We start from the raw sequence: 21272 nt of genomic DNA on the forward strand, positions 1-21272 counted from the left end.
CCTTACTATGTGCAAATGCCGTGATTTTTCATGGAAAAGCGCACCAAAAAATGGATCGGGAGGATACAATGACGAACTGGATCAGGCTTCCCAACAGTGAAGGCGACTGTGTCGGGGCATCCGCCACAGGGGGAGAGCGACCTACCTATCAGCGTCATGTCGGGCGCGCCGGGTTTCAGGGGCCATCCGCACAGATTTTCCACCGTCATCCTCCGGTCGGCTGGGCCGTTTTTGAAGGACCGTTAAGGCCGCGTGCATTCGATCTTGCCAAGCTTGCCCCCGGTCCGGCTTGTCCGTTGCAAGCGCGGCGTTTTTTGTTCAGTAACACAATGGAAGTCCGTTACTGGAAAACCGATGCAAAGATGCATGCGCTGGCGCGTAATGCAGATGGAGATACATTGCTGTTTGTCCATCATGGCGAAGGTTCATTATTCTGTGATTATGGGCATCTACCCTATCGCGACGGTGATTACATCCTGTTGCCGCGCGGTACGGCCTGGCGTGTCGAACCCTCTGCCCCGTGCGAATTCTTGCTGATCGAGGCAACGGCCGATGCCTTTGGATTGCCGGACCCCAAAACTGTTGCCGGTGGTGCTACGATTGATCCGATGCTGTTTACCTTGCCGCGTATTGATGATGCCTTTCGCGCCCAGCAGGATGAGGCATTCTGGGAAATCCACATCAAACGCAAAGGGCAGGTATCAACGCTGACCTATCCCTATAACCCGCTTGATGCGACCGGGTGGGAGGGGGATTTGTGCGTTGCCAAAGTCAATTGGCGCGACCTGTCCCAACAGCGAAATGCGGGGCAAAAGGTACCACCAGCGGCCTATTGTACTTTTGTCGCCAAGACCTTTTCGGTCAGTACCTTTATCCCCAAAGTCGGCGAGGGTGTGTCGGGCATCCTGCGTGTGCCATTTTATCATTCCAACGAGGATGTCGATGAATTCGTCTTCTATCATCGTGGCGAGTTCTTCAGCCGCGGCGAGATCAGGGCGGGTATGGCGACCTTCCATCCAAGCGGTTTCCCGCATGGACCGCACCCGAAATCCTATCAGGAAAAAATGATCAAGGCCCCGGTTGAAACCGACGAGATCGCTGTGATGATCGACAGTCGGGACGTTTTGAGCGTCGATGAGTCCATTCCTGATGGCGCGGAATGGAAGGCCTATGTAAAAACCTGGGAAAAGGCGCAGGAAACTTTATAAGGACTTGCTCCATGCGGTAGGGAAATGGCAATCTGCGGCAGGCAAATAAAGGCCGGAAAGCCTGACAAAGGCTGTTAACGGTATTGTCAACTTGTCTGGTTAATTTATGCTGTGTCTTTAAAGTATGGTTTTAGTAGATTAGAAGGTCATACTGCACTGCATTCAACACTGCCATTTGGCTGTAATCAGGCAATCAGATGGCTGCAAATCAATATCGCCTGTACAGGTTGACCAAAGCCCATAATGACCAAGCAGAAGATCGTCAAATCCGTCAGTCACAAAACTCCTGAGCCGCAAAAAGCGTCAGAAGATGCTTTGGCATGTTTGCCGGTTTCATTCGCGACCCGCGGTGTGAGAACACCCTTTACGACGAAAACGCTGCGTTATGCGCGCGTCGCAATCGGGAAAAGTGGCCGCTCGATGATCATGTTGCCGGGGCTTGCAGGCGGACTTGGAACATATGAATTGCCGCTCGATACGCTGCGCGACGTGTTCGATCTTTCGGTGCATGACCGTATGCTGTTTGATCGTCTGCTTGAACTTGAAAATATTCGCCCGGGAACAGTTCTGGAGCACGCGCGGGCTGTCGCGGTGACCGGTGTGGGGGGCGTTGAACTGGCGCGGACCGCGATTGAACGTGACGCTTACGAAAAGTCGTCCCGCGAGTTGGGCCAGCTTGCTGTTTTGCATCAGGCCTTGCTTCAGCTTGGCGGCAGTGCAGTTCAGGATATGCAGCGCGAAGAGCTGATGACCATGGAGGGGCAGGTTCGCGCACGAAAGGCCCTTAACCGGTTCGCTTCCGAACACAAGGTGGCCAATGATACGATCATCGACAGTCTTGGTGAATGGAGCAAGATGATCGCGCCGGTCGGGCTTGAGCTTGACGGATGTCAGGGGGCATTGCGCGTTTTGACTCGCAGTCTGAGAAAGTTTGCCACCGATATCGAGGAATGGGCAAACTCCGAACAGTCTGACTTCCGGTTTATGGCAGGACGTGTTTCAAGCGCAACCAAGGCGACCTATAAGCACGCACTGCTTTGCGTCGAGGAAGTCGATAGCTGGAATGGCGAGTTGGGCAAGGTCCTGACCGACTGGGAAGGTGCCAAGCAGAATATTGGCAAAACCATCGAAAAGCTTTGGTGGCTGTTGGATGGCTGGCAGGAAATGATCGATCTGTGGCAAAGAAGGCCGGTAACTGATCGCGCCAAGCAGCGCGAGATTATCGAAGAAGTTGCCAGTTTTACGCCGGTCCTTCCGATAGAGGAAATCACCAAGGACGAGCAGCAATTCTGGGTCGATATTCGCGTCAACCAGATGCTGTGGGCAGGCGAATTGCGCAAGTTGGGTAGTGGGGAAATTGATGCGGATATGGTGGATCGTCTCGAACGCTTCAGGAGACAGTCTGCATGAAGGTTGAAGATGCAGGAAAACTTGGTGTTTCTCAACTCGGGCAGCTGTTTGAGTCGCTTAGCGGTTCGGAAATTGCGCGTTTTACACGTGCAATCGAAAGCGACCGTGTCGATCCGAAATTACCTTTGCCGCACGAAGCCATTCTGCAAATCCTGCGTCCGCGTCTGGCCTCTCTCAAGCCGGAACGCTACCCGACGCCGATGCGTCAATTCTGCGATCCGTTTGAAGATCTTCTGACCTCGGCCGAGCCCAGTGACAAAAGCATTCGCATCAGCCGGTCATCCTTGATGCCGATCTGGGGTGTCGTGACAGGTGTAAACGATCCTCATTTCAGCGAAGCAATGAAAGAAATCGAGGCTGCCGCCGCTGTCAGGGATTCGGCAAAGTTGGCAATCGCGGAAAGCAAACTCTGGAAAGCTGGCGCACGGATCATCGAAGACCAGATTGCCCGCTCCCAAGAAGGGGTCAAGGAAGAGCGTGCTCTTGCAACGCGTCTTGGGTCGCGTATCCATCTTAAGGCCTTTGGCGAGGTCGGTCGTATCCTGAATGTCGGCGAAGAGATCGGTCAGGTCCGTGCCCGCTTCCCGTCTGCCCCGATCAGGGGGCTGGATGGCAATGATGTGACCTGGCTTCGTGACCGGTTTGTGGAAATTTCGCAATCAAAACCCGGGTTCGAACCGATGTTCCTGCTTGCAGTTCTGGCACGCCTGTTGCGGCCGAGCGAGCTGTTCAAGCTGATCCGTGTTCTGTCAAACAAGGCCGATGACCGCACCATCGAGAAGACCAACCTTGCCGAAACAGGTGATCTGATCATTGATCTTCTGGCCGAAACCGTGAGCGAGATCGAACAGGGTGTCGGAACCGGCAAGGATGAAGCCCATATCCTGTCACTGGCGCGCTGGTACGCATCCGAATTCACCCGAATCACCCGCGAATTTAAAATCCGCAAGGATGGGCGCTGGGGCGAAAAACTGCTTGAAACGCGCCGCCGGGTTTCGCGTGCCTTGGCCGATACGATGTTTGGTGCAACACCGGAACGCGTGATTGACGCACTGCCTAAAATGGAAGTTCGTCAGGGGCCGGGATCGGGCGCCAAGGGGCTTGCCCGGCCGCTATTTTCCCAGGACTTTGACTATGAGAAAGTTCTGGCAGCAGAAAAATCGGCAGAGGCAATTGCTGAAACCGCGCGTATTTCAGACGTTCTTGCTGCCCAAAGCTCGGCCGCCAAGGCCGTGGTCGAGCTTAAGAAAAAGCTCAATCAGATTGGTCGCGCCGGTGTTGATGGCATGGGGCGTCTTGCGCCCGAAGAAATCCCCAATGCGCAGCGCAATCTGATGGCAACGGTACGTTTGCTCGAGATTGTCGACGGCCCCGAAGATGCAGACGTTCTGCGTCGTCGCGGTATGTCAGCCATCCGCGCATTGACCAGCCAGAAAGCCAGCTGATTTCCACGACGGCCAATCGTCGGTAAATTACCGGTCTTCGCGCATGATCTTCGCAGTAAGCTGGGCGGCCGTTTCAAGCTGATCAAGCCAGCTCATGAAAGCGCGGATTTTTGGCAGGCGTGCGCGCGATGTCGGGCAGCAGGCATAATAGTGAAACGGGCTTGCCTTCGGGGGGCCAAAGGGCGCGACAATGCGTCCGGATTTAAGCTCGTCCTCAATGGCAAAGGTTGGCAGCAAGGCAACACCAAGTCCGGCGGCGGCGGCCTGCATTGCCATGGTGAAATGTTCAAATTTCGGGCCATTATCCCCGTCAATATCATGAAGTCCGCTTGCCGCGAGCCAATCGGCCCAGCCACGCGGTCGGGTAGCGATATGCAGTAACGGGAAATGACGCAGATCGTCGGCAACGGGGGCGCGATCCAGATTTGCGATCAGTTGCGGTCCGCAGATCGGCACCATTTCCTCGCCATGCAGGATATGGGCATCAAGATCGGACCATGTGCCCTGACCAAACAGAACAGCGATATCAATCTGTTCGCGATCAAAGTCCGGCATCCCGATCCGGGAAATAAAGTTGATGGCAATTTCCGGATGCTTGGACCTGAATTGCGGCAAAAGCGGAATAAGACACCGTGATCCGAATGTTGGTGGAGCCGCGACCGTCAGAACACCGCTTTCCGACCCGCCAGATAACATGGTCAGGGTCGCACTTTCGAGCTGATCAAGGGCAGGCCTGATAGATTGCAGGTAACTTTCGCCTTCGGGGGTCAGAACCAGACGCTGCTTCTCACGGTTAAAAAGCTTGCATCCAAGCCAGTTTTCAAGCCCCTGAATTTGTCGGCTGACTGCGCTTTGGGTCAGATACAATTCATCAGCCGCGCGCGACGCGCTGCCAAAACGGGCCGTTTGTTCAAAACAGCTTAGTGCCTTAAGGCTAGGGATGCGTCGGCTCAATCATCACCTCTGGTCTGTCACGTGCGACATAGTTCATGAGTTTTTTGCATAAACTATGTCGCTTTTATCATTTGCAACTTTGTCTGCCAATTCCTAGCTTAACGGCATAAGCAAATAAGCTTTCAGGGGTAGCGTCATCTCGCCCTTCTATGGCGCTGCCCCTGCTTTCTATCGAAAAATTCATAAAAGGATCAGGCAAATGGCAAGCCGCGCACCGTTTCACTGGGAAGATCCGCTCCTGCTTGACGAGCAGTTGAGCGAAGAGGAACGCATGATCCGCGATGCGGCCCGTGCATATTGTCAGGAAAACCTGCAAACCCGCGTTCTTGAAGCCAACCGTCATGAGATTTTCCATCGTGAAATCATGACCGAAATGGGTGAACTTGGCCTGCTTGGCCCGACGATCCCCGAGGAATATGGCGGACCGGGTGTCAACCACGTTGCCTATGGTCTGGTCGCACGCGAAGTTGAACGCGTTGATTCCGGTTACCGTTCGGCAATGTCGGTGCAAAGCTCGCTCGTTATGCATCCGATCTTTGCCTATGGCAGTGAAGAACAGCGCAAGAAATACCTTCCGAAACTGGCAACCGGTGAATTTGTTGGCTGCTTTGGTCTGACCGAGCCGGATCACGGTTCCGATCCGGGTGGGATGAAAACCCGTGCACGTAAAACCGAGGGTGGCTTCACCCTTACCGGTTCGAAAATGTGGATCACCAACAGCCCGATCGCAGACGTCTTTGTCGTCTGGGCCAAGGATGACGAAGGTGTCATTCGCGGTTTCATCCTTGAAAAGGATATGAACGGTCTGTCAGCGCCGAAAATTGAAGGCAAGTTTTCGCTGCGTGCCTCGATCACCGGCGAAATCGTCATGGACAATGTTTTCGTGCCCGAAGAAAACATGCTGCCGAATGCCAAGGGTCTTGGCGGTCCGTTCGGTTGCCTGAACAAGGCCCGTTACGGTATCGCTTGGGGGGCAATGGGGGCTGCTGAATTCTGCTGGCACGCGGCACGTCAATATACCCTTGATCGCAAACAGTTTGGTCGTCCGCTTGCTGCCAATCAGCTGATCCAGCTGAAACTGGCAAACATGCAGACCGAAATCACCCTGGGCCTTCAGGGGGCGCTTCAGCTTGGTCGTCTGCTTGATGCAGGCAAGGGCGCACCCGAAGCCATTTCGCTGATGAAGCGTAACAACTGTGGCAAGGCGCTCGACATTGCCCGCGTTGCACGTGACATGCATGGCGGTAACGGTATTGCTGACGAATTCCACGTCATCCGTCATTCGATGAACCTCGAAGCGGTCAATACCTATGAAGGGACCCATGATGTTCATGCCCTGATCTTGGGCCGTGCACAGACCGGAATTCAGGCCTTCTCTGCCGAAGGCTGATGACTTTCTGACCGGGCGGCAGCAGTCATGTTGCCGCCCGCTTTGATTCTGCCGCGTATTTCCACCTCGACTTTCGGGATATTCAGATGACTGGTGCACTTTCCGGGCTTCGTGTTCTTGACCTTTCGCGCGTTTTGGCCGGGCCATGGGCCAGCCAGACCCTTGCTGATATGGGGGCCGAAGTCATCAAGATTGAACGTCCCGGTGCCGGTGATGATACGCGCGGCTGGGGCCCGCCCTTTGCCAGGGATGGCAATGGCGATGACACCACCGAGGCTGCCTATTACCTGACGGCCAATCGCGGCAAGAAATCACTGACCATCGACATTACCAAACCGGAAGGTCAGAAAATCGTTCGCGATATTGCGGCTCAAAGCGACGTGGTGCTCGAAAACTTCAAGGTTGGCGGTCTTGCCAAATATGGCCTTGATTACGCAACCCTGTCTGCCATCAATCCCAAGCTTGTCTATTGCTCGATCACCGGATTTGGTCAGGACGGCCCCTATAAGGACCGCCCGGGCTATGACTTCATGATCCAGGGCATGGGTGGCTTGATGAGCATTACCGGTGCGCCCGATACGGTGTCGGGTGGGCAGCCGATGAAAGTTGGGGTCGCCGTTGCCGATATCTTTACCGGGCTTTATGCAACAATCGGTATTCTTGCCGCCCTGCGCCATCGTGATGCAACCGGCGAGGGTCAATATATCGATCTGGCATTACTTGATGTTCAGACCGCAATCCTTGCCAATCAGGCAATGAATTACCTGACAACCGGCAAGGCACCGGGCCGTCTTGGTAATGCGCATCCCAATATCGTGCCCTATGAAGCCTTTCCGAGTGCCGATGGTTATCTGATCCTGGCCGTCGGCAATGACAGCCAGTTCAAAAGTTTCTGCTCGGTCGCAGGGCTTGATGATCTGCCTTCTGATGAACGTTACGCGACCAACCGCAAACGGGTGGCCAATCGCGAGACATTGGTGCCGCTGATCCGTCAGGCCATGGTGACCAAAACCACCGATGAATGGATTGTTGCCCTTGAAAAGGCCAATGTGCCCTGTGGTCCGATCAACACCCTTGATCGTGTCTTTGACAATCCGCAGGTCAAACATCGTGGCATGGTCAAGCAGCTTGATCACCCGACTGCCGGAACTGTTCCGACAGTTGCCAATCCGATCAAGTTTTCCAAAACGCCAATCACGGATGAAAAGGCCCCGCCAATGCTGGGGCAGCATAGCGACGAAATTCTGCGTAAAGTCGCCGATCTCAGCGACGATCAGATCGCGAAATTGCGTGAAGCCGGGATTGTTTAACCAGAGCAATCTCTTGTCTCGACGCGTCGTGATGTGGATAAACTAGACCCAACAGTGAAATTTCAAACAGGGTTTGCATCATGAAGATCGCGGTAATGGGCGCGGGCGCCGTTGGTTGTTATTACGGGGCAATGCTTGCACGTGCCGGTCATGACGTGACACTGATCGGCCGTCCCGGTCATGTTGAGGCAATGAACCGTGATGGTCTGTTGCTTGATTTCGGGGCGACACAGGAATTTGTCTCGGTCACTGCGTCAACGGATGCTGTGGCAATTTCCGGTGCAGAGCTTGTTCTGTTTTGCGTCAAATCGACCGATACCCAATCGGCAGGTGAACAGATCAAACCGTTCATATCCAAAGACACCATCATTCTAAGCTTGCAGAACGGCGTGGATAATGCCGAACGCCTGAGCGTGGTATTGGGACAGCCGGTGATCCCCGTAGTGGTCTATGTCGCCACCAGCATGGGGGGCGCAGGTCACGTCAAACATCATGGCCGTGGTGAACTCGTGATCGGGCCATCCGATCAAAGTCAGGTGATTGCCGATACCCTGCGACCGGCAGGTATTCCGATCGAAATCTCGGAGAATGCCGCAGGTGCGCTTTGGGCCAAGATGATCCTGAACTGCGCCTATAATGCGCTGTCGGCGATCACGCAGCTTCCTTATGGCAAGTTGGTCGAAGGTGAAGGCGTCGGCAACGTGATGCGCAACGCGGTCGAGGAATGCCTTGCTGTTGCCAGAAAGGATGGCGTTACTGTCCCTGATCATGTGTGGGAGGCAATTGAAAAAATCGCCCAAACCATGCCGACGCAGTTTTCATCAACGGCACAGGATCTTGCGCGTGGAAAGCCCAGCGAGATTGATTACCTCAACGGTTACATTGTGCGCAAGGGGACGGAATTCGGCATTCCGACCCCGACCAATCTGACATTGTTTGCTCTGACCAAACTTCAGGAAGGCAAGGCTTCCTGAGCCAGATGGCTTTGCGGTGATTGTAACCTATTCTGCCGGTGTTCCAGTTTGGTCGGTGCAGATGGCCGGTTTGGCTGTCTGGCGTTTGGCAAAGGCCAAGATCTGATCGTTGAAGCCGACAAGGGCGGCGGCGGCAACAATAACCACCCCGCCAATCAGGCTGACCGGGGCAGGAAGCACGCCAAAGACCAGAAGATCAAGGGCAATGGCCCAGATCATCGCGGTATATTCAAACGCAGACAGGGTTGAAACCGGGGCACGCGCCAGTGCTTCGGTCATGGCGATATGGGCAAGGCCACCAGTCAGACCCGCACTTACCAGCCAGATCAGGTTGCCCGCAGAAATCGGCGCCCAGCCAAACGGAATGGTCAGTAATCCGCCAATCGAACAGACCACGGCAAAGTAAAAGGCAATGGTGCCCGATGGCTCGGTCGTGGTCAGGGCCTTGATCTGGGTCTTGGCAAAGGCGGTGGTGATGGCAAAGGCGATCCCGGCCCCGATCCCGATCATGGTTTCGTGGTCCAGTCCCGGTGTCGAGATCATCGGCCACAGGATCAGAAATACACCGGCAAAACCGGCCAGTGTCGCACCGGTGACCAGCCAACCCGGATTTTCACGCAGGAACACCATGGCAATCGGAATGACGACAAGCGGCGCCAAAAAGCCAAGGGCGGTCGCAAGTGCAAGCGGCAGATAGGCCAGCGAGACAAAAGACAGAAACATCGACACGCCACCAAATGTGCTGCGTTTAAGATGTCCCCATGGGCGCTTTGTCCGCAAGGCACGCGGGAATTCCTTGCGCCACATCAGATAAAGAACAATTGGCAATATTGCGACAGCACTGCGCCAGAACATGATCTGGCCAACCGGCGCCTCAAGCGATGCCATTCGGACAAAAAGGCTCATAATGGCAAACAGGCCGGTTGCGGCCAGACGCAATCCTATTCCAGTCCAAACATTGTTCATCGTTGATAACTCCGGGGGCGTTACTTCTATCAATACCGGAGTTTTGCCGGTTTTGTTGAATGACAATTTTTCAGGTCTGGGCTGAGAAAAATTCGCAGTGGACTGAACTGTCTATGTTTTTGCGGGTTCGATTGGCAAGTTCTGGACGAATTGCATAAAAATCTGGACGAACGGGATAGTGGACGTTTTTCGAATGGGTCACACTTCAGGTCAAGTTATCAGGGATAAGCCCAATGCATTGAAAATCGGTTTCAGAGGCATTGGTGAAGGTCGTCAACCAGGTAGGGAAGACCGACAGAAATGCAAATTGAGCCCGACATTCATGCTGATGATACGGCGATTTGCTGTCGTGCCATCAATCAGCGGCCGGTCGTGATTATCGAGCAGAATCAGGAAGATCTGGGTCAGTTGATCGGACTGTATCTTGGATTGGCCGACATCATCCTTGTGCCCAACGCCTATGTCGGCGTGCGGATGATCAATCTCTTCAGGTCCGAAGATGTGGAAATTCTCGCAATCGAGGGATTGCTGGGCTATGCCAGCTCAAGACAGGAAGGCAATATCGCCCGCATCTGGTCGGATTAGCCGCCGGATGCCGTCAGGCCGTGGCGATATTATCTAAAGTCCGGTTTTCTGCCGAACCGGTCTGACGCCTTCCTAGCCCAGTCCATGTATCCATTTCTCGAACTGTGTATCGGCCGCACCAATGATGCACTGGGTTTTGCGCGCATGGATCGATGCGCCATTGCGTACCTCGCCAGGGGTTGCATCATATTTGTCCCGAAAGGCACGAATAAAGCTGGCATCACTGGAAAACCCGCATTCCAGGGCAATGTCATAGATTGACGAACGCGCATGAAGCGGGTCATTTAACAGTGAGATCGCTTTGCGCAGCCGCATGTCGCGAACATAGTTATAAACTCCGCCATAAGGTGCGAAGTAGTTGTAGAGCTTTGATCGCGATACCCCAAGATCCTGTGCCGCACGACGGGGGTTGAGGTCTGGTGAACAAAGGTTTTCACGGAAATAGCGCCGCATTCTGACCATGCTCATGATGTTCTGACGTTCATGGCTGATCTCGCTGGTTTCTCCACTCAGCGCATTCAGGCAGTTGGCAAGAAGTGTCGGGAACATTTTCTCAAGTGTTTGCGACTGGGGGTGTTTAAGGTCGCGGACGTTACGTTGCAGGGAAATGATCATATCTCGGATGATCTGAACCATTGGATCGCCGGGCTCAAGAATACGCATGCAATGGTCGTCAGGGTGCTGCAGCTGATCTTCGAGCAATGCACGCGGGATCACAAGGTTAAGTGTCTGGTGATCGGTCGTGCGGGCATTAAAGGGCTGGGTAAGATCATAAATCAGAAGCCCGCCCGGTTTGAGGCGCCCCTGTCCCCGTGACGTTTCACATTCAATGCTGCCGTTCTGATATACGGCAACACCGTAGTGATCCATGCCATTTCCGGCAATCTGCTTGTAGCCACGGCTCCATTGTTGTTGCCGGGAAGTGACTTCCATCAGCATTAGCGAGCCGAAAATGTGCGATTGAATGGTTGTCCGGAAGTCATTTTCCCGAACATTTTTATCGGCATCGACATCAAAAAGGCATGAGATCGCCTGTTTCCAGACGTCGTATCTTTCATGCATCGGCAGATTGTCGACAGTAAAGAATGTGCTGGTGGCCCCAGCTGAATCATGATCAGGTTGCATCTTGCTACCCCAATTGCCTACGTGGCGGACACTTACAACTAATGTATGCGGTGTGGATCGGGTCAGGCTTACATGCCTATCCACACGTCTAGGTTATGTAAGTTGGTGAATCTCGTAAAGAGGTTTTATTCAAAATGATTAAATTAAATCATTCTGATGTAATAACCTGTCACGCCATTTCCTGTCGGACATGCTGATCACGCAATGATCGCTGACGCTGCAGACAATCTGTTGCCTGAAGCTGTCCGAGCCCGGTTTTCGCAAAGGTTGCTCTCACAACCCGCGATCGGAGGGGATGAAAAATGATGTTTGCCGTAAAAACAGCCTCGCGTCCGGACTTTTCGTTCTTGTTGATGGACTGCGTGCCGATTGGCTTGTTCCGGATGCCGCTATGTGCATCCACAGGCAGGTTGTCGGTCATATAATACGAACTGGTTGACCCGCCGGATAATTGATCCGTAGTCATGTTACCCCCGAAAGACAGTTTTCCGGTCCGTATTTGTGCGCGTTTTTATGATTTTTCTGCCGCGGTTCCGGGTATCAATTTGTCTAATTTAATTACTTTGAATTCATCTTTTGCGCAAAGATGCTTTGGTATAGTTATCCTTGTGGTTACTATCCTAAAGTGGGTAGCCAAAGGTGTAGACCCTACGAAAACTGCCATTTTTTGATGAATTTCTGGACTGATTGCAAAACGATTTGGACGCAATGGGCATTGGAAAAAACGGGATCGTGCTAGACATAATACAACAAAATTACAACACATAGCTCTGCGGTTGATCGTCAATCCGGCAGGGCATTCAGGGCAACGCTGATATTTCTCTCTGGGGGAGAACATGTATTCAGTCGAAAAACACCCGGCGCGTCGAAAAGGAGAAACCAATTTCTCGGATCCGGGGCGCGACTGGGGGCCGGCCAGCCATATTGTGCCCGGCCGAAGGATCAACGAACCGAACTATCAGGCCTGGCACAGTCCGGTCGCGCTGCTTGCACGATCTCGTGCCGGATTTGATCTGATCCGGAAAAGCCACAAGGAAAGTCTGGAAGCCACGCCGCCATCTGATGCCTACGAGGAAATGGCAATGGCAATGGTCAAGACGATCGGCGACAGCGTCACCGTCCTTAAAAGTATTGCCGATATCATGCCGGTGCTCGAAAGAATGCTGGCAGGACGTGACGGCGAAGGCATTCATGAAGAGGCCCATCGTCCCGATCCGCAAACCCTGTCAGATTGCGGGCATACACAGAGTGAAGATTCCACCCGGTGCTGGTCATCTGACGTCATGGTCGAAATCCACAATCTTTGTGCCCAGAACCGCCAGTCTGGACCCGCACACGCCAAAGCCATCCGCCGTTATGGTACCGATCCCGAACCGGAAAATGACATCCTGCCGCCGCTTCGATATTTTACCGACAAATAGGCGTCCGTGACGGGCCGACTGTTTAACGGAAATATCCGCCGGGCGTGCGACCCGTTGCCTTGCGAAACATCGCAATGAATGCCGATGGCGTTTCGTAGCCAAGATCAAGGGCGATCTCGGTAACCGGTCGATCATTTGCCAATTTTTCCAATGCATAAAGCAGCCGCAGTTTTTGTCGCCAGTCGCGAAACGGCATGCCGGTTTCGCGCAGGAACAAACGTGCCAATGTACGCGACGACGCACCGCAAATCCGTGACCAGTCATCAAGCGTCCTGTTATCTGCCGGATCGGCCAGCAACTCGTCGCAAATCTTTGCAAGGCGCAGGTCCTTGGGGGCAGGCAGATGCAGGTTTTCCTGATCAGGGGCGCGTAACTGGTCAAGCAGCACCCGCATCAGACGCCCCTCGGCACCTTCTTCATCATATTCGACAGGAATTTCTGTCGCCGCACGGATCAACTCACGCAAAAGCGGGCTGACATCAAGAACCATGCAACGATCCGGAAGGTCGACTGGTGCATGGCGGTCGATATAGATGTGACGAGCCCGGGTAAAGGTCGCATGACTTACTGCATGTTCAAGATGCGGCGGCACCCAGACGGCACGTTGGGGCGGCACGATCCAGATACCGGCTTCGGTCATGACTTTCATCGTTCCTTCTGATGCATAGATCAGCTGGCACCAGTCATGGCTGTGTGCGCCGATACTGTATCCGGCGGGAACGTCGCTCATGCGGACATAAATCGGGCGAGGAAGCTCTGCCGGGCGGGGGCGAATATGACGTGCTTCGTCGGTCGGGGTCGGGCGATGCATCTACAACCACCGTTGTGTCTGGTTTGCGATATATGATGGCAGATTATCGTAAGACAGACGGCCCGCAACAGGTTTAATTTGGTCGCATTCCAAACGAACAACAGTTGTGACGATGGTCCCGCCACCAACGCGGCCCTGTCCGGGGAGAAAAAATGTCCAAGGAAGAACTGATACCAGAGGCCAGTAATCACGCCGCCCCGATTGGCGAGGTGACGGGTGAGCATGCGGCAAGCATCCCTGTCTATAAGGGATGGCGTAACCCCGAAGTGCTCCTGATTCTGATGGCTGCGGCGATGCCGCTATCCTTTTCGACCTGGATGGCGCTTTTGAACAACTTTTCGGTCGAGATGGCCGATTTTACCGGGCGCGAGATCGGTATTTTGCAGTCCCTGCGCGAAATTCCGGGTTTCCTTGCCTTTACCGCAATCTTTGTATTGCTGGTACTGCGTGAACAGACCTTTGCCCTGTTGTCGCTGCTTGTTCTGGGCATCGGTGTTGCGATCTCGGGATATTTCCCGACGGTGGTCGGGCTTTATTGCACGACGGTGCTGATGTCGATCGGCTTCCATTATTTTGAAACCATGCAACAGGCCCTTTCGTTGCAATGGGTCAAAAAGGAACGCACCGCCATCGTGATGGGAAAACAGCTTTCGGCGAAGTCGATCTCGTCACTGGTGATGTTTGGCGTTGTCTGGCTGATGCTGGAAGTCTTCGCAATTGAATATCGCTATGTCTATCTGTTTGGTGGTGCATTGACGATCATCGCGGCACTGTTCGTCTGGGGAGCGTTCCCGAAATTTGCCGACGCCCATCCGCAGACCAAGAAGCTGATCCTGCGCAAACGCTATTGGCTTTATTATGCCCTGACCTTCATGAGCGGTGCGCGGCGTCAGATTTTCACGGTGTTTGCGGGCTTTCTGATGGTCGAGAAGTTCGGCTATGACGCGGCAACCATCACGTTGCTGTATCTTTTAAACCACGCGATCAACATGTTCCTGGCGCCCAAGATCGGCAAACTGATCAGCAAATGGGGCGAACGCCGCGCATTGACCTTTGAATATATCGGTCTGTTTATCGTGTTCGTCTCTTATGCTTTTGTCGAGAACCATGTGATTGCCGGTGGTCTTTATGTCATTGATCATCTGTTCTTTGCCATGGCAATCGCCATCAAGACCTATTTCCAGAAGATCGCCGATCCGGCTGATATTTCGTCAACGGCGGGGGTGAGCTTTACAATCAACCATATTGCTGCGGTCTTTATCCCGGCTGCATTCGGGCTGCTCTGGCTGATTTCACCAAGTGCAGTCTTCCTTGCAGGGGCAGCAATGGCATTTGTGTCACTGGTCCTTGCCCTTAATGTCCCGAGTGACCCTGAACCGGGTAACGAAGTGATACGGGGCTATAAATCCCCTGAAGCCTTGCCAGCCTGAACAAGCCGTTTTGGCGGATAACTTCAATCAGGAAACGCCCGTGCAGATCGCGCGGGCGTTTCTATTTGTATTTGCCCCATCTTTTTCGCAAAATCTTCAAAACCTGACCATCTGAACAAGAATAAAGTAAAGCGACCGAGCACTCGAACAGGGAAAAGACACATGACATCCATCCTCAAAGCGCGCATGCGCAAGACAGGCGCAACTGCAATCGGACTGTCGCTGGCACTGTTAAGCGGTACAGCACTTGCCGACAGTTCAGTTTCGCTGCGTATTCTCGAGACCACCGACATTCACACTCATCTGGTCAATTACGACTATTACCGGGATGGGGAATCTGACACGGTTGGTCTGGCAAAGGTCGCGACCTTGCTCAAAACCGCACGTGGTGAAGCCAGGAACGTTGTTTTTGTTGATAACGGCGACCTTATTCAGGGTAACCCGCTTGGCGATTACATGGCCAAGGAGCGCGGTCTGAAAAAGGGTGAAATTCACCCGGTCTACAAGGCGATGAACCTTCTTGATTATGATGCTGCCAACCTTGGTAACCATGAATTCAACTATGGTCTTGAGTTTCTGGGGAACTCGATTGCCGGTGCGAATTTCCCTTATGTCAGTGCAAATATCTTTGTCGATGATGGCGATGGCAATGCCGAAAATGACAAACCCTATTTCGAACCCTATGTCCTTCTTGACAGGGAATTTGTCGATGATGAAGGCAAGTCGCACAAGGCGAAGGTTGGTGTGATCGGTTTCGTTCCGCCACAGATCATGCAGTGGGACAAGGCCAATCTTGAAGGCAAGGTATTTACCAAAGACATCGTCGAAATGGCCGAGAAATATGTACCGGAAATGCGGGCAAAGGGGGCCGATATCGTCATTGCCGTTCCGCATTCGGGACTTTCGACCATGGAACGCCATGGCATGGAAGAAAACGCGACCTATTACCTTTCAAAGGTTGATGGCATTGACGCGATCCTGTTCGGGCACGCCCATACCGTCTTCCCGTCCGAGGCCTTCGCCGATCTTGAAGGCGTTGATCTTGCCAAGGGGACGATCAACGGTGTTGCTGCGGTCATGCCGGGCTTCTGGGGCAGCCATCTTGGCGTGATTGATCTCAAGCTCAATGTCTCGGACGCGGGTGAATGGACAGTTGTCGACAGCCTGTCGGATGCGCGCCCGATCTATCAGCGCGAAGGTCGGACCATCACCCCGCTGGTCGAAGCTGATCCGGAAATCATTGCCGCAGTCAAGGAAGAGCACGAAGCAACCATCGCCTATATGCGCGAAGGTGTCGGCACGACCTCGGCCCCGATCAACAGCTTCTTTGCGCTTGTCGCCGATGATCCGTCGATCCAGATCGTGACCAATGCCCAGAAATGGTATCTCGAAAAGATCCTGAACGGCTCGGAATATGATGGCATTCCAATCCTGTCTGCCGGTGCACCTTTCAAGGCGGGTGGTCGTGGCGGACCGGACTATTTCACCGATATCCCCGAAGGCAAGATTGCACTTAAAAACGTCGCGGATCTTTATATCTATCCGAACACGGTGCGCGCGGTTTTGCTTGATGGCGACCAGGTTCGCGAGTGGCTTGAAATGTCGGCAGGCCAGTTCAACCAGATTGACCCCGCCAGCCGTGATGAACAGCCGCTGATCAATCCGGATTTCCCGACCTATAACTATGACGTGATTGACGGGGTGACCTATCAGATTGATGTCACCAAACCGGCCCGGTACAACAAGGCTGGTGAATTGGTCAACGCTGACAGTCATCGTATCGTCAACCTGACTTTTGAGGGCAAACCGGTCACGGCGGACCAACAGTTTGTTGTTGCTACCAATAACTATCGCGCCAGCGGCGGCGGACATTTCCCCGGTCTTGACGGATCGACCATCATTGTCGAGGCACCCGATGAAAACCGCACGGTTCTTGCCAACTATATCCTGACCGAAAAGGAAATTGATCCGAAGGCAGACGGCAACTGGACCTTTGCACCGATTGGTGATGCCAACAAGGTCACGTTTGTCACCAGCCCGAAAGCATCGGCTGCGGCCAATGCCCCGGACAATATCAGCTTCATCGGCGAGGATCAGGACGGGTTTGCCAAATATGTCCTGCAAAGCAAATAGAACGTTTGCTCAACCAATCTAGCCATTAAAAAAGCCGCCCTGTAAAAAGGGCGGCTTTTTGATTTCTGGCTGTGCACTGGGCACCAGGCCGGAACTTATTTTTTGGCAGCGGCCTGCGGGCCCTTGCCACCGGCACCCTGATGCGCAGGGGGATTATCCTCACGCGGGTTTTTGCCGTTCAGGTAAGCCTGTGCGCAATGCTCGTCGCAATAGGGTTTGCTCGGCACGATCTTCTTGCCACAGAAGTGGAAATCTTCATCGCCCGGGTCACCGAACGGCCAACGGCACATGCCAGCCCCAAGATCAAAGATCGAAATGCCTTTGGTCTGTTGCTTGGGGGCCGGGGCTTTCTTCTGTTCCGCTTCCTCAGCACGACGCTGAATCGGGGACGGGCGTTTGGGCAGGCCAAGGCGATGTGCCTTGCCTACGACGGCATTCTTGCCAACACCCAGTTCTTCACCGATGCGTGCCGTGGTCCAGCCCTGATTCCAGAGCGAGGTCAGCAATTCAATCTTTTCCGGCGTCCAGCTCATTTCGAGTATATTCCGTGTTCCGTTGCCCGCCTGACGGTTTTCTTGCCGCAGGCAGTTGCTTATTGTCCGATGTCAAACAGGGATACAGAGGTATCCGCTAATATCTCGTAACGCAAGGGTCTTGGAGATTCGCGTCCCGACCCGTGTGCGGGAACAGCGCAATTTGCATGTTGAAGCAGCAATGTAAAGAGGGGATCGTACTTTGGTCTGGTTTTTCATCTCGGTCGCGGTTTTCCTTGGGGCACACGTTATTCCGGGGCTGCTTCGAAACAGGATTGTCGGCCTGATCGGCTATCGAGCTTATGTTGTTGGTTTCTCGGTTCTTTCCACCCTGTTATTTGCATGGGTTATCCACGAAGTTATCGTCTCGGAGTCGTTTTGGCTGTGGGACTTCCAGATATGGCAGGCAAAGGCGCTGATTATTGTCATGCTACCCGCCTGTATCTTGTGGGCCAGCGCCATTCTTCAACCCTGTCCGTTATCCATCGGGCGCAAATCCGGCTTTGATCCGGATCGGCCCGGCATCAACCGTTTCTGCCGTCATCCCCTGTTGCTGGGGGCTTTCCTTTGGGGGATCGGTCATGTGGTTGCCAATGGCGATTTTGTCTCTCTGGTCTTTTTCGGCGGCAGTGCGCTTTTTGCGCTGATCGGGTTCTGGCGGATGGAGAAAATCCGTTTGCGTGACATGAGCGTAGCCGAACAGGAGGCAGTTCTGGCAGGGACTCGGCGCTTCTCACTGTCGGGATTGTTCAAGGGGGCTTTTGGCTGGCAGGACTTTCTGCTGGGCGGGATCATCTATGTCGTGATCCTGATGGGGCATGGTCATGTGATTGGCATCAACCCGCTTGAAATGGCTGGCTGGTAGTAGGGACTTGACGCCGGAGCTTGTCAGCCCAAGTTTTGAAAGGGATACTGTTTCCCCAAGGCATGTTGCAAAACATGCGAAAACCCGCCGCACCATTTTGGTTTGTCGGGCGCAAATTCAAGCGAGGTATCATGACATCTCCGCAACTCGCGACCAATCTTGCCAGGTTTGCCGAAATGGAAGGCCGCCATCCCCGGCTTCTTTTGGCGACCGCCTCGGACGAAGAGCAGGCCTATCACAAACATGTCGCTACCCTGTTTGCCGATGGCGGGTTCGATGTGGATGTTGCCCCCCAGCATTCCGATGCCCAGTCCATTGCCATGCAGGCAATTGATTGTGATGCCGATATGTTGGTGTTGATCCGCACATCGCTGACGGCACAGGACCGTGTGAGTGTTGCCGATCTGATTTCGGCACTAGACGGGCTGGATGCGGAATATGTCAAAGTCGGTATTGTCGGGCATGCGGATGATCCGGCCCGCGGGAATGTCGATTTCGTCTGTGACCTTGAACATCTTCAGACTGCCGATTGCGAAGCCCTGATTGCCTATATTCTGGCAATTGAAGAAGGCCGTGTGGCACAACATATTTAAATCATTCAAAGATTCCGCAAAGGCGCGGGGGAAATGATTTAGAAACCCTTTAAGTGCATAATGGTTGAATCCCGAGGCGGGAAAAATAATCAAAGGATCAGTTGATGGGACTGCTCAAGGAAACACTGATGCGCGTGTTTGTCGGCAAGAAAGGCCGGGATGCCATTCGTGCATATAGTGATGCGCAATCCCTTCAGATGCGCGACGCCGCAACCGCCGAACAAACCGCTGCTCAGGCAAGACAGGCGCGCCGTATTGAAGACCGTGCTCTTGCCCATCAGGACGAAGGCATGTCCCTTGAAGAAGCGCGCGCTCTTGCCTTGGCCGAAACCCTGACCGAGCAGGCTGATAACCCCCATAACGAAATTCTGAAGGCGTTGAATGCCGCCGATGCCAAGCTTGGCAAAAAGAAAAGCAGAATGCCGACCGAGGCCGATGATCGCAGACAGGAACTGATCAATGAGGCGGTCAAGACCCTGCGCAGTAAGCAAAGTGATCTCGACAAGCTTGATCCCGATCTGCGCGCAAAGCTGACGGTGATGGCTGTTGGTGCCCTGATGGGCGGGCCTAATACGCGTCAGTAAATCTGCCCGCAATCAAAGAGATATCTGGTCAAACACAAAAGCACCCGTTCGATGTTTCGAAGGGGCTCTTGGTGTTGCGGGTGCAAGCAGACGTGCGCGCTTATGAATTGAGCTGTCGATGAAGACCAGTGAGCAGCTCACCGTAGCTTGGTTCATTATCTGCGGTTAGAAACCCGTGGCGGATCAGAAAATCGATGACGACCAGCGCGCAGTTGAACTTGAAGTCAAAGCCGGTGCGAACGATGTTGGCGACATCGGCCAGAGGTAGCAATTGAAACCGGTCGACTTCGCCATCAACACATCGGGGAACAAAGTCCTCGGGCAATTCCAGATCGAAATTGACCATCACATCGGGTTTGAGCCCCTCGGTGGTTTCGTAAAGATACGATATCGCCCCGATCGGCTGAACATGGCGTGACAGATCTTCGGGAATGCCGGCTTCTTCGGCGCATTCCTTCATCATGTTTTCACGAAATCCAAGGCCGGTGGGCTGACCGCCGGCCACCATATTGTCAAGCATTCCGGGATAGGTCGGCTTGTCCTTGGACCGATGAGCGATCCACATATGGATGCCGTCGGGTTTGCGCACGAAACCGTTCATATGCACCCCCCAGGACCGGCAGCCGAAATAGGGCATGGCAAACCGGTCAAGCTGGCACAGCGGTTCGTCGGAAAGACGTTTGCGAATATCAAACTTCTCGCCGTGCAATTGCCGGATCACACCCTGTTCGGTCAGGCGGCGGGTTGCAGCACCCAGAACCTCATTGCGCTGTTCAGGGGTTTTGATATGCGCGGAAAAGCCATATTCGCCGTTCTCGTCGCGGATGAAATCGGTGCCAAGCGCAATCAGGGCCGATGCAAAATCGGACCGGATTGCCCCGACCGGCTGATCATCAATGCGGAAACGCGCATAACGCGAAAGATTGGCGTTATTGCAGGCAATGATATGGTCAATATAGGCCAATTGAGCACTCCTGTCGGGTGGTCTGGGCTGTCAGGTTTCCCGACAGCGCCACGACATCGACAGGTTACGCACTAAGCGCCGAGTTTGAATAGCCTTTTTCCGACGTCAGGACCGTATTTACATGGATGACCTGACGCAGGCAGCGCGCGATATGTTCGGCAACCTTGGTTTCAAGCTGTTGGACCTGGATGTCGATCTGGAGTTCCTCAAACCCGCGATTGCCTTCGGCAACGGTGGAATGCCAGCTGGCTGGAACCAGATTGCGTTTGGCAAACAGTTCAAGAACACGCGGCATAACATCGGGTTCTGCAGCAGCATGGACAGAGAAACAATAAACGGATTTGGCAGTCTGCGCGTCATCTTGGGACGCAGCAAAAGCATGATTGGTCATGACAATGCTCACGGATTTTCAATGCATCAAACAGGCGAACAGGTACGTCCCGGTGTCCTTAGACAACCGGGCAAATAATTCGCGTAATGATGGCAATGAAAATGTGGCGATTGGTCATAAAGCTAACTTGTGGGTGTGTATATTCAGAACCGTGTGGTTTGAAAATATCCCGGAAATGAT

20 protein-coding genes are annotated in these 21272 nt (G+C 53.7%); 13 read left to right on the forward strand and 7 right to left on the reverse strand.

Annotated features, from left to right (window positions below):
• Positions 1-68 precede the first annotated feature (68 nt).
• From WA318_RS04720 to WA318_RS04730, 3 genes are all read left to right on the forward strand, one after another.
• Positions 69-1208: a homogentisate 1,2-dioxygenase gene (locus tag WA318_RS04720; protein ID WP_114098045.1), complete on the forward strand. Its 1140-nt coding sequence runs from the start codon at positions 69-71 to the stop codon at positions 1206-1208.
• A 243-nt stretch (positions 1209-1451) separates the two neighbouring features.
• Positions 1452-2618 (forward strand): hypothetical protein, encoded by a 1167-nt coding sequence (locus tag WA318_RS04725; protein WP_336080133.1) that lies wholly within the window; start codon positions 1452-1454, stop codon positions 2616-2618.
• Positions 2615-4063: a hypothetical protein gene (locus WA318_RS04730; protein ID WP_114097894.1), complete on the forward strand. Its 1449-nt coding sequence runs from the start codon at positions 2615-2617 to the stop codon at positions 4061-4063. Before WA318_RS04725 ends, WA318_RS04730 begins: the two co-directional genes overlap by 4 nt.
• A gap of 27 nt (positions 4064-4090) precedes the next feature.
• Here the strand turns inward: WA318_RS04730 and gcvA are convergent, their stop codons facing one another.
• Complete coding sequence (gene gcvA / locus WA318_RS04735) at positions 4091-5017, reverse strand: transcriptional regulator GcvA (protein ID WP_114097895.1); 927 nt, start codon at positions 5015-5017, stop codon at positions 4091-4093.
• Positions 5018-5216: 199 nt separating this feature from the next.
• Between gcvA and WA318_RS04740 the strand changes: the two genes are divergently transcribed.
• From WA318_RS04740 to WA318_RS04750, 3 genes are all read left to right on the forward strand, one after another.
• Positions 5217-6407, forward strand: coding sequence for an acyl-CoA dehydrogenase (locus tag WA318_RS04740; protein WP_114097896.1), 1191 nt, complete (start codon positions 5217-5219; stop codon positions 6405-6407).
• Positions 6408-6493: 86 nt separating this feature from the next.
• Complete coding sequence (locus tag WA318_RS04745; protein ID WP_336080134.1) at positions 6494-7717, forward strand: CaiB/BaiF CoA transferase family protein; 1224 nt, start codon at positions 6494-6496, stop codon at positions 7715-7717.
• 80 nt (positions 7718-7797) lie between these two features.
• Positions 7798-8691, forward strand: coding sequence for a ketopantoate reductase family protein (locus tag WA318_RS04750; RefSeq protein ID WP_336080135.1), 894 nt, complete (start codon positions 7798-7800; stop codon positions 8689-8691).
• Positions 8692-8718: 27 nt separating this feature from the next.
• On the opposite strand, the gene WA318_RS04755 is transcribed toward WA318_RS04750, so the two are convergent.
• Positions 8719-9657, reverse strand: a complete 939-nt coding sequence (locus WA318_RS04755; RefSeq protein WP_336080136.1) for a DMT family transporter — start codon at positions 9655-9657, stop codon at positions 8719-8721.
• Between the two features lie 300 nt (positions 9658-9957).
• Here WA318_RS04755 and WA318_RS04760 point away from each other — a divergent pair, with 300 nt between their 5' ends.
• Positions 9958-10242 carry a hypothetical protein gene (locus WA318_RS04760; RefSeq protein WP_114097900.1) on the forward strand — a complete coding sequence of 95 codons (285 nt, stop codon included), beginning with the start codon at positions 9958-9960 and terminating at the stop codon, positions 10240-10242.
• A 72-nt stretch (positions 10243-10314) separates the two neighbouring features.
• On the opposite strand, the gene WA318_RS04765 is transcribed toward WA318_RS04760, so the two are convergent.
• Positions 10315-11367: a helix-turn-helix domain-containing protein gene (locus WA318_RS04765; protein ID WP_336080137.1), complete on the reverse strand. Its 1053-nt coding sequence runs from the start codon at positions 11365-11367 to the stop codon at positions 10315-10317.
• A gap of 836 nt (positions 11368-12203) precedes the next feature.
• Between WA318_RS04765 and WA318_RS04770 the strand changes: the two genes are divergently transcribed.
• Positions 12204-12788, forward strand: a complete 585-nt coding sequence (locus WA318_RS04770) for a hypothetical protein (RefSeq protein WP_114097903.1) — start codon at positions 12204-12206, stop codon at positions 12786-12788.
• A 22-nt stretch (positions 12789-12810) separates the two neighbouring features.
• On the opposite strand, the gene WA318_RS04775 is transcribed toward WA318_RS04770, so the two are convergent.
• Positions 12811-13599: an AraC family transcriptional regulator gene (locus WA318_RS04775; RefSeq protein WP_114097904.1), complete on the reverse strand. Its 789-nt coding sequence runs from the start codon at positions 13597-13599 to the stop codon at positions 12811-12813.
• A gap of 152 nt (positions 13600-13751) precedes the next feature.
• On the opposite strand from WA318_RS04775, the gene WA318_RS04780 reads away from it, so the two are divergent.
• Complete coding sequence (locus WA318_RS04780) at positions 13752-15029, forward strand: MFS transporter (RefSeq protein ID WP_336080138.1); 1278 nt, start codon at positions 13752-13754, stop codon at positions 15027-15029.
• Between the two features lie 162 nt (positions 15030-15191).
• Positions 15192-17162 carry a bifunctional 2',3'-cyclic-nucleotide 2'-phosphodiesterase/3'-nucleotidase gene (locus WA318_RS04785; protein ID WP_114097906.1) on the forward strand — a complete coding sequence of 657 codons (1971 nt, stop codon included), beginning with the start codon at positions 15192-15194 and terminating at the stop codon, positions 17160-17162.
• Between the two features lie 95 nt (positions 17163-17257).
• Here WA318_RS04785 and WA318_RS04790 read toward each other — a convergent pair whose 3' ends face one another.
• Entirely contained in the window at positions 17258-17695 is a 438-nt protein-coding gene (locus WA318_RS04790) for a GcrA family cell cycle regulator (RefSeq protein ID WP_114097907.1), read from the reverse strand.
• A 202-nt stretch (positions 17696-17897) separates the two neighbouring features.
• On the opposite strand from WA318_RS04790, the gene WA318_RS04795 reads away from it, so the two are divergent.
• From WA318_RS04795 to WA318_RS04805, 3 genes are all read left to right on the forward strand, one after another.
• Positions 17898-18560 (forward strand): NnrU family protein, encoded by a 663-nt coding sequence (locus WA318_RS04795; protein WP_336080139.1) that lies wholly within the window; start codon positions 17898-17900, stop codon positions 18558-18560.
• Positions 18561-18691: 131 nt separating this feature from the next.
• Positions 18692-19153 (forward strand): methylmalonyl-CoA mutase, encoded by a 462-nt coding sequence (locus WA318_RS04800; protein WP_114098047.1) that lies wholly within the window; start codon positions 18692-18694, stop codon positions 19151-19153.
• 104 nt (positions 19154-19257) lie between these two features.
• Positions 19258-19737, forward strand: a complete 480-nt coding sequence (locus WA318_RS04805; protein WP_336080140.1) for a hypothetical protein — start codon at positions 19258-19260, stop codon at positions 19735-19737.
• 100 nt (positions 19738-19837) lie between these two features.
• Here the strand turns inward: WA318_RS04805 and WA318_RS04810 are convergent, their stop codons facing one another.
• Positions 19838-20701, reverse strand: a complete 864-nt coding sequence (locus WA318_RS04810; protein WP_114097910.1) for an NUDIX hydrolase — start codon at positions 20699-20701, stop codon at positions 19838-19840.
• 64 nt (positions 20702-20765) lie between these two features.
• Positions 20766-21092, reverse strand: coding sequence for a hypothetical protein (locus WA318_RS04815; RefSeq protein ID WP_114097911.1), 327 nt, complete (start codon positions 21090-21092; stop codon positions 20766-20768).
• Positions 21093-21272: the final 180 nt, after the last annotated feature.

Origin of the sequence: Thalassospira sp. CH_XMU1448-2 (assembly GCF_037027285.1) — a bacterium.
GTDB classification, from domain to species: domain Bacteria; phylum Pseudomonadota; class Alphaproteobacteria; order Rhodospirillales; family Thalassospiraceae; genus Thalassospira; species Thalassospira profundimaris_C.

Bases quoted from the DNA above. Each gene is read 5' to 3' on its own strand.
- WA318_RS04720 (WP_114098045.1), top strand. From the start codon at position 69: ATGACGAACTGGATCAGGCTTCCCAACAGTGAAGGCGACTGTGTCGGG.
- WA318_RS04725 (WP_336080133.1), top strand. From the start codon at position 1,452: ATGACCAAGCAGAAGATCGTCAAATCCGTCAGTCACAAAACTCCTGAG.
- WA318_RS04730 (WP_114097894.1), top strand. From the start codon at position 2,615: ATGAAGGTTGAAGATGCAGGAAAACTTGGTGTTTCTCAACTCGGGCAG.
- WA318_RS04740 (WP_114097896.1), top strand. From the start codon at position 5,217: ATGGCAAGCCGCGCACCGTTTCACTGGGAAGATCCGCTCCTGCTTGAC.
- WA318_RS04745 (WP_336080134.1), top strand. From the start codon at position 6,494: ATGACTGGTGCACTTTCCGGGCTTCGTGTTCTTGACCTTTCGCGCGTT.
- WA318_RS04750 (WP_336080135.1), top strand. From the start codon at position 7,798: ATGAAGATCGCGGTAATGGGCGCGGGCGCCGTTGGTTGTTATTACGGG.
- WA318_RS04755 (WP_336080136.1), bottom strand. From the start codon at position 9,657: ATGAACAATGTTTGGACTGGAATAGGATTGCGTCTGGCCGCAACCGGC.
- WA318_RS04760 (WP_114097900.1), top strand. From the start codon at position 9,958: ATGCAAATTGAGCCCGACATTCATGCTGATGATACGGCGATTTGCTGT.
- WA318_RS04765 (WP_336080137.1), bottom strand. From the start codon at position 11,367: ATGCAACCTGATCATGATTCAGCTGGGGCCACCAGCACATTCTTTACT.
- WA318_RS04770 (WP_114097903.1), top strand. From the start codon at position 12,204: ATGTATTCAGTCGAAAAACACCCGGCGCGTCGAAAAGGAGAAACCAAT.
- WA318_RS04775 (WP_114097904.1), bottom strand. From the start codon at position 13,599: ATGCATCGCCCGACCCCGACCGACGAAGCACGTCATATTCGCCCCCGC.
- WA318_RS04780 (WP_336080138.1), top strand. From the start codon at position 13,752: ATGTCCAAGGAAGAACTGATACCAGAGGCCAGTAATCACGCCGCCCCG.
- WA318_RS04785 (WP_114097906.1), top strand. From the start codon at position 15,192: ATGACATCCATCCTCAAAGCGCGCATGCGCAAGACAGGCGCAACTGCA.
- WA318_RS04790 (WP_114097907.1), bottom strand. From the start codon at position 17,695: ATGAGCTGGACGCCGGAAAAGATTGAATTGCTGACCTCGCTCTGGAAT.
- WA318_RS04800 (WP_114098047.1), top strand. From the start codon at position 18,692: ATGACATCTCCGCAACTCGCGACCAATCTTGCCAGGTTTGCCGAAATG.
- WA318_RS04805 (WP_336080140.1), top strand. From the start codon at position 19,258: ATGGGACTGCTCAAGGAAACACTGATGCGCGTGTTTGTCGGCAAGAAA.
- WA318_RS04815 (WP_114097911.1), bottom strand. From the start codon at position 21,092: ATGACCAATCATGCTTTTGCTGCGTCCCAAGATGACGCGCAGACTGCC.